We start from the raw sequence: 12134 nt of genomic DNA, 5'->3' as shown, positions 1-12134 counted from the left end.
ATTTTCAACTCATTTACTTACTCAGGATGATTCGCTTCCCAGACTTTTTTAGCATTTTCTTTTGTTGTTTTCTCAATATCTTTAACGGTTTTTAGTTCAGCTTCGACTTCTTCATAATCAAAACGATGAATCCGACCCGCTAAATCATACGTTAATAATTGATTTAACACTCGATTGTCTTCTTCTTCTGCAATCACAATCAATCCGGTATCGCCCTCGCCAATTTCGCGACTAAGTAATTCAAAAATCGTATTAGCACGCTTAATCTCCTGCGCGTCTTGGGATGCCCCAATCATACTGCCACCGAACCAACCTAGCATCATCGCTAGCGGGCCTGCAACAATTCCTAGAAGCATTCCAATCATTCCTCCACGTGACGTTTTGTTTGTTCCGGTAAAATCGATAAAATCTTCTACTTTAAAATGGTGGGTACCTTCATTTTTATGCGTCACCACAGCCATTTGCTCGCCTTTTATTTTCCGTTCGATATGGGCTTTTTTGACATTTGAAAATGCTTGGTACGCTTGAGAACTTACTTCAAAATTTACCACAATCACTCTTTTAGTCATCTGACATCCCTCTTTTCTTCTGTTACTCTCATCTTACCAATAAAACGAAAAAAAGAACATGTTTACTAACTATAAAAAGCAAAAAAGATTGGAACTTTCGCTCCAATCTTTCGGCTTTATTCAACAAATTCGAATTCAAATTCTCCAATGCGAACGATATCGCCATCTTTTGCTCCACGTACTCGTAAGGCTTCATCGACACCCATTGAGCGTAATTGACGGGCAAAACGCATGGCCGTTTCATCATGATCAAAGTTCGTCATTTTGAAGAGTTTCTCTAATTTATCACCATATAAAACCCATGAAGTATCCGGTTGACGCTCAATTGTAAATTCCGGTTCATCGTCAACAAAGTTATATTCCACAACGTATTGATCGATTTCTTCTTCATAAAGAGGGAATTCCGGTGTCACTTCCAACCAGTCAGCTGTGGCACTTAGTAAAGCATCAATTCCTTTTCTAGAAACCCCTGAAATCGGAAACACTGGAATTGGCTCCGCAAATTCATCCTCTTGCTCTTTTGCCAGTTGTTCTTTGAATTTTTTTAAATTCTCTTCCGCATCTGGCATATCCATTTTATTGGCCACAATTAATTGCGGTCGCTCTAATAAACGTAAGTTATGCGTTCTTAATTCATTATTAATCGCTACGTAATCTTCGTATGGATCACGACCTTCCATCCCACTCATATCAATCATATGTAAGATGACACGCGTTCGCTCAATATGACGTAAGAATTGCGTTCCAAGTCCAACACCTTGTGACGCGCCTTCAATTAAGCCGGGTAAATCAGCCACAACAAAGCTGCGGCCATCTGGAATATGAACCATTCCTAAGTTTGGTACAAGCGTTGTGAAGTGATACGCACCAATTTTAGGTCTTGCAGAAGAAATCACGGATAATAACGTCGATTTCCCAACTGAAGGGAATCCAACTAATCCAACGTCGGCTAAAACTTTTAGTTCTAATTCGATTTTACGTTCTTGTCCTGGTTCCCCATTTTCAGCTAACTCAGGCGCAGGATTGGCTGGTGATGCAAAACGAGTGTTGCCTCGTCCGCCACGGCCACCTTGGGCAATCACTAAGCTTTCTCCGTGCTCAATTAAGTCTCCCAGTAATGCACCTGTCTCAGCATCGCGAACAGTGGTTCCTTGCGGGACTTTAATGTACGTATCTTCTGCCCCACGTCCGTGCATACTTTTACTCATTCCGTGTTCTCCTGGATCTGCTCGGAAATGACGATTAAAACGAAAATCCATTAAGGTTCGTAAACCCTCATCAACAACTAAAACAACGGATCCCCCTTTACCACCATCGCCCCCAGCTGGGCCACCATTTGGAACATATTTTTCGCGACGAAACGCCACCATCCCGTCGCCACCGCTACCGGCTTTAACATCGATTGTTACTTGATCTAAAAACATGGACATATTTTGTCCTCCTATCTATCTACTACTAACTATCCAGCATAAAAGTCTTATTTATTGTACCTACCAATCGGCCGTTTGTCTATCATTTCGTAACGAAAACCAGATATTTCATTGATAATGACCGTTTAGTTTACATAATAATAACCTAGTTAACCTTTTTTTGTCAAAAAAATATCATAAGAGGAGGAACGGTTGATTTACCATTCCTCCTCTTATGATGTTATTTGACTTCAACTAATTTAAAACTCGACCAAGGTTTTAAATAATCTAATAAGAATTGCTCATCTGGTGAAATGTGTCCGACAACATTAACACGCCCATCATTTTTCATTGCTTTAAGCGCAATCTGTGTTTCTCCTTTATATTGACCGTAGCCGACATTATCGATTAAGACGTCTCCTCTTACGATGTCACGCGTCGTGTGAGGCGGAAATTCCTTGTCTTTATAAATCACACGAGTCATTGTTGAACGCAACATATAAGCCGAACGATCCCCACGATAACTATGGCGATTATCAAATAAACAAATGCGCTCGTTTTCAGTGATGCTTGCTTCTGGCACGACTTTTAGTGCAGGATACGGCGAGTAAAAGGCTTCTGCCATTGCTTTTAATTCTTCTTCAGAGGCATAAGCGTTTCCAATTGAGATATCATCAATTAAACCGGTTAGTAATAGATGCTTCACTTGTGTCCCAATCGCTAAATCGCGGTGGTCTTCAAGAGAACATAGACCATCTTGTGTCGGCCAAGGTCCGAAAGTTGCGGCATGAGAATTCACAAAAGCCATCGTATTCAAATTGTATTTTCTAAATTTTTCCGAACAAGCCACGAAGTGATTATATTCTAGTCCAGTATAACGATGCGGATAGAAATTATGTGACCCTAGTAAATTTTCGGTATTCGGTGAGTATGCCATAATATTATCAACATAACTTGTTCCTTGGCTCATGTTAATTTCGATTTTAATATTATAAGGATTACGTGTCATGCGAGCTTCTTCCGCGCCAGTAAACCCTAAATCCAAACGGACTCCGTAAGCGCCCATTTCATCAAAGAAAGACAAATCGTCGTATGAAATCTCGAGTTGAGCAAACAAGTCAGGATTAATATCTACCATTACTTCCATATTTAAGGCATTCGCATAATCGACGACCTTTTTAAAATCTGCTAAAACTTTTTCTTTATCTTCTGTAATTTGTAACAAACTCGTAAATACTCGTTTAAATCCATACTGATGCGCTAAGTCTAAGTACGCTTTATCCTTTTCATATGTCGAACGCTCTGGATAGATCGAAATCCCTAATTTCCCCATTGTTATAAAATCCTCCTAAAGTGATGTGTAATCAATAAACCGCTTTGATTATAACAAATCAATCAGTTGGGGTCCATGATTAATGAAAAAAGAGGCTTTCTTCAAATCCTATTCTCATAAGAAAGAAGCCCCTTTCAATGTTAGTTCACCAAAAAAAGCGTGATTAATTATTTTGAGTAATAAATTCAAGTAAATCGCTCAATTGACTGCTTCCAAAGACATCATAAATGAAATCAACTTGCTCAGGTGGCTCAAATTCTCCGGTTTCCTTTGCATGGATAATTCGTTGTTCAACTTGTAACGGACTATCACCGCGTTGTAACATCCTGGTGCGCATCCGTTCTTCTGTAATTGGTAAGAAAATAATTTTCGTTTCATTAGGAAAGGCTTTTTTCAATGCTTTAGCCCCATTTTTTTCAACCACAACGTGTATAACGCCAGCTTCTTCTAATTTTTTTGTTACTTCTTTCACGGGTAATCCATAATAATTCCCATGGTACGTCGTTGTTTCAATAAAATCCGTCGCTTCAAACGCTGATTTCGATAGAAAATAATAATCACGTCCATCGACTTCGCCTTCTGATTCTCTCGGTGAACGAGTCGTGGCTGTAATACATTTTGGAATTCCATGGGACGCTAATTCTTTAGAGAGATGGGTTTTCCCACTACCGCTTGGGCCGACAATCACAATAATTTGATTCATTTTACATTTTGCTCCTTTATTCACTGCCAGTGTGTGTTGGAAGTTTTGATCGAATATCATTCTAGACTTTCAATAACTATATTATAACTTATTTTCCTCTTTTACTGATTGTTACGCCCTATTTTCCTAATAAAAAAGAAAAGTCATCGTATTTTCATATTTAGCTACTTCTCAAGGATAGTGATATTTGATATGATGAAACAGATTCAGCTGAGAAAGGAACGAAATAAATATGACCTACAAACGATTAATTTTACTTTCAACAACAATTCTTACAACGCTTTCCCTTGCAGCATGCACTACTAATAATTCGGATTCTACATCCTCTAGCGAAACTTCAACAAGTGAATCAACTAGAGAAGATTTAAGTCAATTGGAACTTCCACAACTAGACACTGAAATCAAAGAAAATGAAAGTGTCGTTGAATTAACAACAACTGCTGGTGTGATTACGGTAAAACTATTCCCAGAAATCGCTCCAAAAGCTGTGGAAAATTTTGTCACTCATGCAAAAGATGGTTACTACGATGGTACGCCGTTTCATCGCGTCATTGAAGGTTTTATGATTCAAGGCGGTGATCCTGAAGGTACTGGTATGGGCGGTGAAAGTATCTGGGGTGAAGGTTTTGAAGTAGAAATTTCCAACCAACTGTATCATATCAGAGGAGCGTTATCGATGGCACGCGCCCAAGCACTAGATAGTCAAGGTAGTCAATTCTTCATCGTACAAGGGACTGAAGATCAATCAGACGGCATGGCTATTCAATTCACTCCTGAAAGAATTATCGAAGCCTACAAAAATGGTGGCGCTAAATCGTTAGATGGCAACTATACCGTCTTTGGACAAGTAATTGAAGGTATGGATGTGGTCGATAAAATTGCGCAAGCAGAAGTAACAAGTAACGGCAGCGAAGTTTCAACCCCTGTTGATCCTGTAACAATTGAAAGCACCAAAGTCTTACAAGAAGCAAAATAAGATCGCTCAATCGTCTACATAGACTCGCAATCACCAAAATAAAAATTAGCTATCGTTGTTCTAATGAAAAAAAGCTACAAGTGTTGATATATCAGCATTTGTAGCTTTTTTATTTATCCATTTTTTTACTTCGCTTGCTTTTGTTCCCCTACGATGAATGTAAACTCACACTCCGCTACGACTTTACCCTCGACTGTAGCGATGGCATCGGCTGTTCCTACCGAACCCTTGACTTTGATAATTTCAAAGGATAATTTCATTGTATCTCCTGGGACTACTTTTTGACGGAACTTTGCCCGGTTAATGGCTCCGATGTAGGCAGTCCGACCTAAAAATTCTTCTGATTTTAAAATCAAAATTGATCCAGCTTGAGCGAGTGTTTCTAAAATTAGCGCACCTGGCATCACTGGGTTTCCTGGAAAATGGCCTTGGAAGAAATCTTCATTAATCGTCACATTTTTAGTTGCTATAATTTTTTTTCCTGATTCAATCTCGTCTACATAGTCGATATAAATAATAGGAAAGCGATTGGGAATGAGATCCATTACTTGCGTTTCCGTTAAAAATTTTTTCATGCTGTTCCCTCTTTTCAAAAATTTTAAAAATATATTACTTTGATAATCAAAGTATCATATTTTAATGGATTTGGCAACTTTAGATTAAAAAAAGTAAATTTAGTTTGACAATCAAACAATTTTATCTAATAATAAGAAATCATGATACTAATTTGTGAAATTATTTATTCATTTTATGAGGAGTGGAAATATGAGTTTCTTATCTGGAAAAAAAATTGTCGTAATGGGTGTTGCCAATAAAAGAAGTATTGCCTGGGGATGTGCGCAAGCTTTGCGTGACCAAGGAGCAGAAGTGATTTATACTTACCAAAGTGAGCGAATGAAAAAATCATTAGAACGCTTACTTGAAGGCAATGAATTTTTAGTGGAATGTGATGTCGCAAGCGATGAAAGTATCGATACTGCTTTTGAGAAAATCAAAGAATATGCTGGTGAAATCCATGGTGTCGTCCATGCGGTTGCTTATGCGAATAAAGAGGATTTACAAGGTGCCGTAACAGAAATTTCACGTGATGGCTATGCCTTAGCCCAAGATATCAGTGCTTATTCCCTAATTGCAGTCACAAAAGCTGCAAAACCAATCCTAGCAGAAAATAGCGGCATTGTGACGCTTACTTACTTAGGAGCAGATCGCGCTGTGCCAAATTATAATATGATGGGTATTGCGAAAGCGGCTTTAGAATCAGCTGTACGTTATTTAGCAGCGGAATTATCTCCACAAAAAATCCGTGTGAACGCAATTTCTGCTGGTGCGATTAAAACACTCGCTGTGACTGGTGTAACCGATTATCAAAAATTGATTCAATTATCCGAAGATCGTACACCCGATCATATTGGGGTAACGATTGAAGAAGTCGGCAATGCGTGTGCCTTTTTAATTAGCCCACTTTCAAGTGGAATCATTGGTGAAGTAATTTTTGTTGATAAAGGGGTACATCTTTCATAATTTTTCCCATCCATTTTGCACTATTATCGGCAAGGGCCCTTTTCTTAAATGGGCCCTTGCCGATTTGCGTACCACCCACCATTGAGCGCGTTTAATTTCTTAAGAATCTTTTTATTCTTTGAAAAAATCAAAGATGAAGACGGATTACTGATAGAAAAGGGTTGTCAGTCCCCTTTCCCTATTGATACAATGATAGAGAAGGAACGAGGAGGATAAGCAATGTTTTATTTATTAACAACAGATAGCTCAGATTCGCCAATTATCGAACCGGCGGCGCAACAACTGAACGCATTACAGAAATGGTGGAGCGAGATTGACTGGGAGGTCGTCATTGGGATTATTATCCAGCGCTCCCTTTCCATTCTTTTCATTACACTTTTATTTTTTGTGTTAAATCGACTCGTGACGTTTGCGATTAAACATATGTTTGGAAAAAATCCCTATCGTTTTTCGATTGTTCGCTTAACCACGCTTCGGACATTAGTTTTAAATGTTAGTCACTATACCTTGGCGTTTTTCTACACCTACTCTCTCTTAGCAATTCTTGGATTACCTATAGGCTCCTTGATTGCAGGTGCTGGGATAGCAGGGATTGCCATTGGACTTGGCGCACAAGGGTTCATGAATGATTTAATTACTGGGTTTTTTATCATTTTTGAGCAACAAATTGATATCGGAGACTACGTATTATTAAAAGATTTGAATCTTGAGGGAACGGTCAATGCGATTGGTCTGAGACTGGTTGAATTACAGTCACTTGATGGGACGATTCACTTTATCCCAAATCGCCATATCACTACTGTCAGTAACTTTTCTCGAGGTGACCGTCGCGTCGTCGTCGATGTGCGGATCAACCCTTCTGAGGACATTGAATCAATCAAACGTTTGATTGATTCCGTCAATCAACAAGTAGCGGAGGAATATTCGTCGTTTATTAAAGTCAATCCATCAATCTTTGGAATGGTCGATTTAGGCAATAGTAATTACGCGATACGAACAACGCTCTATGTCGAAAATGGGAAGCAAGCACAGATTCAACAAGATTTATTAACCAAATCAATATCCATTTTAACTGATGCCGGTTATTCGATTCCAAACACACCGATCACGTTGAAATAACGCAAGAAAACAAGCCATCATCCGGAATCATTCTCCGTGTGATGGCTTGTTTTCTTGTCCTATTTTTTTAGTACCGTTTTTGGTTCAATCACAAAACGACGATCTAATTCATGAACTAAGTGGTTCACTGATTTTAATATTTCTTTTCGGGTCATAATGCCTTCAAACACATTGTCTTCATTGACAACAGGTAGAAATGAGGCGTCGACTAAAAGGTGTAAAATATCTTCTAATTCTTCTGTCTGCTTCACTTTTGGAACGTTGACTTCCATCACATCTGCAACTGTCAGTCCTTCTAGTAATTGATATTCAAATCCTGTTAGTCCCATCATCTTATTCACAATATTGGCTAAACTAATCAGACCGACTAAGCGATCTTCTGAGTCTAATACCGGAATTTTCGCATAGCCGACTTTCGATAAGACTAATAACGCATGCTCTAACGGATGATTATAGAGCACTGTTGCGACGTTTTCTGCCGGAACAATAAAATTCTCTTGGTTTTCTTTCAATAATTCTTCAGTATATTTGCCTATCAATTGATTCACTCCGATTCGATCTTCTTTATGGTTTGGGATGGTTTGGGGAAAGTAAAGGCTAAATCTGAAATTACCGTAAAATCCTTCCGATAATATTGAACATGAAAGGCCTCTGTTGTACTTTCGATGATACAATAACTCTTTTCTTGAATACTTCCTCTTGGTTGTTCAATACTACCTGGATTCAAGAACAACGTTGGACCGACTTGTTCACAAGCGATTTGGTGGGTATGACCGAACAAAACTAAATCCGCTTGTTCTTCTGCCGCTTTAAAACTTAATGTCTGGAGCCCAAAGCGCACATCATAAAGATGTCCATGTGTGACAAAAATCCGGTCTAGGGGTGTTTCAATCGTTAACGTTTTCGGATACCCACTATCATAGTCACAATTACCCGTGACTTTTTCCACGCCTTCCCATAAGGAATCTTGTGCAGACAATTCTGAATCGCCACAATGGATCATCACGTCGACTGATTGACGATAGTGATTAAATAACGTTTCTAGTACTTCACGATTCCCATGATTATCACTCACTACCAAATATTTCATTCTATTCGTTCCCTTCTAGCCACTGTTGCCACTCATTTTTTAATTTTTTAAGCGCCTTTGCACGATGACTGATGGTATTTTTTTCTTCACTCGAAAGTTCTGCTGCCGTTTTTTCCATCCCTTCGACAACAAATAATGGATCATAACCAAATCCGCCGTCACCACGAGGAATACGACCAATGCGACCATTCCACTGATCTTCTACCACAAGACTTTGCTTTTTAGGAGCCGCAAAGACAAGCGTACAATGGAACTGTGCACCACGTTTTTCGTCAGGAACGTCCGTTAGCTCATACAGTAATTTGGCATTATTAGAAGCGTCATTTTTTTCTTCTCCGGCAAAGCGAGCAGAATAAATACCTGGTAATCCTCCCAAAGCATCCACAGTAAGACCGGAATCATCCGCTAAGACAGGACATTGTAAAATATTGGCAATCGTTTCTGCTTTTAGTCGAGCGTTTTCTTCAAAGGTCTTCCCCGTTTCCTTTACATCAGGTAAATCAGGATAGTCTCTTAACGTTTTGACACGATAGCCGGCTTGAGCAAACATTGCTTCAAACTCTTTTACTTTTCCAAGATTGCCCGTTGCAATCATAATGATTTTGTCTTCATCGATTAATTCTGCTTTTTGTGTGTAAAGTGCTTCTTTTTGTTTCGCAATTAACGCTTGAATCGCGTCTTTTCCAAGCAACAACATTTGATTGAGTTCTTCACCATCAAACGTGGCTTCTTCGCCCGTCCCTTGGATTTCCACAAAACGACCACCTTCTGTCATGACTAAATTCATGTCGACTTTCGCTTGGTGGTCTTCTTCATAATCGAGATCGACTACGCACGTCTGATCGGCTAAAATCCCCACACTAATCGCTGCTAAGTGTTCTTTAATGGGGTCTTGCGCCAGTTCATTGCTTTGGAGTAATTTATCAACCGCCAAACGTAGTGCTACGAAAGCACCTGTGATACTGGCTGTTCGAGTCCCACCATCTGCTTGTAACACATCACAATCGACAATAATACTTTTTTCACCGAGTAATTCTAAATCGACAACAGAACGCAAAGCACGCCCAATCAATCGTTGAATTTCCATGGTTCGACCGCTGAGTTTCCCTTTACTAGATTCGCGGCGATTACGCGTATTGGTAGCACGAGGCAACATGCTATATTCAGCCGTGACCCATCCAGTCCCTGTTCCTCTTAAAAATGGCGGTACGGATTCTTCGACTGTTGCGGAACAGACCACTTCAGTATCCCCGAAAGAAATGACTACTGAGCCTTCCGGTTGTTTATATACATGCGTATGAATTGTTATTTCTCTTAACTGTTGATTATTTCTACCATCATGTCTCATTTATTCGTCTCCTAATTGAATGTGTTTAGATGCAATGGTTGGGCCTTGCAGCCACTCATTGGCAATCTCATCAAATAATTTGGTTGAACCTGTCGTATAACAAGTTAATTCCCCCGTTTTTGTTGCGTAAAGATTCCCTAATTTGAAATAATCAAGAAGCATGCTGACTTCAGTAATTGTTTCGGCACCAGAATCAATCAATTTGACTTGTCTGCCCATCACATTTTGAATAATTGGACGTAGCAACGGGTAATGCGTACATCCTAAAATTAACGTATCAATTTTTTTGTTTTGCAAGGGTACCAATGTTTCAGCTACCACTTTTTTCGCGATTGGGGATTGATATTGATTGCTTTCAACTAATGGCACAAATTTTGGGCAAGCTAAACTGATGACGTGTGCATTTAAATCTCGACTACGAATCGCTTGTTCATACGATTGGCTTTTGATTGTGCCGAGCGTACCAATGACTCCAATACGCTGGTTTTTCGAAGCTTTGACTGCCCCACGTGTTCCCGGTAAAATCACACCGACAACCGGAATATCCAGTTGTTGGCTAATCTCTTCTAATGCAACAGCCGTCGCCGTATTGCAGGCGATCACTAGCATTTTGATTCCTTTTTTCACTAAAAACCGCGTCATTTGCCACGTATATTCAATGACTTGTTCTGCTGGACGTGCCCCATAAGGACAGCGGGCCGTATCACCTAAGTAAATCATATTTTCGTTGGGGAGTTGCTTCATTGCTTCTTTAATAACGGTTAAACCACCCACACCTGAATCGATAAAACCGATTGGTTGCGTATTCTCCATAAAAAAACTTCCTTTATATTCTTCACTCTATCTTCGTTATTGTCTCCTTTTTTGTCGTATTTTTCAAGTAGTAAGTCTGATTCTTTAGTGAGAATTTAGTTTTGTCATTTCGAACTGAAAATAAAGAAAATCCTGGATAGCAATTGTTTATTCTTGAAAAAAAAGGTAAGATGATAGATAGAATAAAAAAAGAAAAGGTGAACTCTTTGAATACAATCTTAACCGGGGACCGTCCGACTGGACAATTGCATTTCGGGCACTACGTTGGTTCTTTAAAAAAACGTGTCGAAATGCAAGCAGATCCTAATAACGAATTATTTGTCATGGTTGCAGACTTACAAGCCCTAACCGACAATGCAAAAAATCCAGAAAAAGTCGCTGCCAATGTGTTACAAGTGGCTTTAGACTATTTAGCAGTGGGGTTAGATCCCGCTAAATCAACGCTTTTCATTCAATCGCAAATTCCACAATTATCGGAACTCACGATGTATTATCTCAATTTAGTCAGTGTTGCTCGTGTTCGACGCAACCCCACAGTCAAAACCGAAATCGAACAAAAGAATTTTGGAGAAGGTGTTCCTGCTGGCTTCTTCATCTATCCAGTTTCTCAAGCAGCCGATATTACCGCCTTTAAAGCGAACCTTGTTCCAGTTGGCGAAGATCAAAAACCGATGCTTGAACAAGCACAAGAAATTGTGCATAGCTTTAACACGACTTATCAAACAGATCTTTTGGTCACACCAAAAGCCGTCATTCCCCCAAAAGGCTTCGGTCGTTTACCGGGAATTGATGGAAATGGAAAAATGAGTAAATCACTCGGGAACGGGATTTACTTAGCAGATTCTGCGGATATTTTACAAAAGAAAGTCATGAGTATGTACACCGATCCGAATCACATCCGAATTGATGATCCAGGACAAGTGGAAGGCAATATGGTTTTCACTTATCTCGATGTTTTTGGGACCGATAAAGCGCATATCGACGAATTAAAAGCACACTACCGTCGTGGCGGTTTAGGTGATGTCAAAATCAAACGCTATCTAATCGATGTTTTAGAAGCAGAATTTGCTCCTATCAGAGCGCGCCGTGAAGAATTCGCGAAAGACCCAGGCGCTGTGATGGAAATGTTACACCAAGGAAGTCTGAAAGCAGAAAAAGTAGCCGCTGAGACCCTTGCTGAAGTGAAACGCGCAATGGGTATTCAGTATTTTTAATGATCGTCTTAACATGAAAAGCAATAATCATCTTTTTTA

13 protein-coding genes are annotated in these 12134 nt (G+C 39.5%); 4 read left to right on the top strand and 9 right to left on the bottom strand.

Annotated elements, in window-relative coordinates; genetic code table 11:
* Nucleotides 1-17: 17 nt before the first annotated feature.
* The 4 genes from IGI68_RS09925 to IGI68_RS09910 all read right to left on the bottom strand — a co-directional run bounded on the left by IGI68_RS09925 (nt 18) and on the right by IGI68_RS09910 (nt 4014).
* On the bottom strand, nt 18-569 hold the full coding sequence (locus IGI68_RS09925; protein WP_438732558.1) for a DUF1269 domain-containing protein: 552 nt from the start codon (nt 567-569) through the stop codon (nt 18-20).
* A 116-nt stretch (nt 570-685) separates the two neighbouring features.
* Nucleotides 686-1999: a GTPase ObgE gene (obgE, locus tag IGI68_RS09920; protein ID WP_438732556.1), complete on the bottom strand. Its 1314-nt coding sequence runs from the start codon at nt 1997-1999 to the stop codon at nt 686-688.
* A gap of 220 nt (nt 2000-2219) precedes the next feature.
* Nucleotides 2220-3311: a DUF871 domain-containing protein gene (locus IGI68_RS09915; RefSeq protein WP_071873781.1), complete on the bottom strand. Its 1092-nt coding sequence runs from the start codon at nt 3309-3311 to the stop codon at nt 2220-2222.
* 163 nt (nt 3312-3474) lie between these two features.
* Nucleotides 3475-4014: a guanylate kinase gene (locus IGI68_RS09910; RefSeq protein ID WP_438732553.1), complete on the bottom strand. Its 540-nt coding sequence runs from the start codon at nt 4012-4014 to the stop codon at nt 3475-3477.
* A 232-nt stretch (nt 4015-4246) separates the two neighbouring features.
* Here IGI68_RS09910 and IGI68_RS09905 point away from each other — a divergent pair, with 232 nt between their 5' ends.
* On the top strand, nt 4247-4990 hold the full coding sequence (locus IGI68_RS09905; protein WP_071873779.1) for a peptidylprolyl isomerase: 744 nt from the start codon (nt 4247-4249) through the stop codon (nt 4988-4990).
* 125 nt (nt 4991-5115) lie between these two features.
* On the opposite strand, the gene fabZ is transcribed toward IGI68_RS09905, so the two are convergent.
* Nucleotides 5116-5565, bottom strand: a complete 450-nt coding sequence (gene fabZ, locus IGI68_RS09900) for a 3-hydroxyacyl-ACP dehydratase FabZ (protein ID WP_071873778.1) — start codon at nt 5563-5565, stop codon at nt 5116-5118.
* A 190-nt stretch (nt 5566-5755) separates the two neighbouring features.
* Between fabZ and fabI the strand changes: the two genes are divergently transcribed.
* Nucleotides 5756-6511, top strand: coding sequence for an enoyl-ACP reductase FabI (gene fabI, locus IGI68_RS09895; protein WP_071873777.1), 756 nt, complete (start codon nt 5756-5758; stop codon nt 6509-6511).
* Nucleotides 6512-6730: 219 nt separating this feature from the next.
* Complete coding sequence (locus IGI68_RS09890; RefSeq protein ID WP_438732550.1) at nt 6731-7630, top strand: mechanosensitive ion channel family protein; 900 nt, start codon at nt 6731-6733, stop codon at nt 7628-7630.
* 59 nt (nt 7631-7689) lie between these two features.
* On the opposite strand, the gene cbpB is transcribed toward IGI68_RS09890, so the two are convergent.
* The 4 genes from cbpB to racE are packed head-to-tail and all read right to left on the bottom strand — an operon-like array spanning nt 7690 to nt 10881.
* Nucleotides 7690-8169: a cyclic-di-AMP-binding protein CbpB gene (gene cbpB, locus IGI68_RS09885; protein ID WP_071873874.1), complete on the bottom strand. Its 480-nt coding sequence runs from the start codon at nt 8167-8169 to the stop codon at nt 7690-7692.
* A 5-nt stretch (nt 8170-8174) separates the two neighbouring features.
* On the bottom strand, nt 8175-8720 hold the full coding sequence (locus IGI68_RS09880) for a metallophosphoesterase (RefSeq protein WP_438732548.1): 546 nt from the start codon (nt 8718-8720) through the stop codon (nt 8175-8177).
* Between the two features lies 1 nt (nt 8721).
* Nucleotides 8722-10068 (bottom strand): ribonuclease PH, encoded by a 1347-nt coding sequence (gene rph / locus IGI68_RS09875; protein WP_438732546.1) that lies wholly within the window; start codon nt 10066-10068, stop codon nt 8722-8724.
* Nucleotides 10069-10881, bottom strand: a complete 813-nt coding sequence (racE, locus tag IGI68_RS09870; RefSeq protein WP_273232013.1) for a glutamate racemase — start codon at nt 10879-10881, stop codon at nt 10069-10071. It abuts the gene before it with no gap.
* 206 nt (nt 10882-11087) lie between these two features.
* On the opposite strand from racE, the gene trpS reads away from it, so the two are divergent.
* Nucleotides 11088-12095 carry a tryptophan--tRNA ligase gene (trpS, locus tag IGI68_RS09865; RefSeq protein ID WP_143139402.1) on the top strand — a complete coding sequence of 336 codons (1008 nt, stop codon included), beginning with the start codon at nt 11088-11090 and terminating at the stop codon, nt 12093-12095.
* Nucleotides 12096-12134: the final 39 nt, after the last annotated feature.

It is taken from the genome of Enterococcus sp. DIV1314a (assembly GCF_051713805.1).
Classification (GTDB): domain Bacteria; phylum Bacillota; class Bacilli; order Lactobacillales; family Enterococcaceae; genus Enterococcus_I; species Enterococcus_I aquimarinus.
Note: the sequence above shows the minus strand (reverse complement) of the source record. Positions and strands in the feature narration are given on the sequence as shown.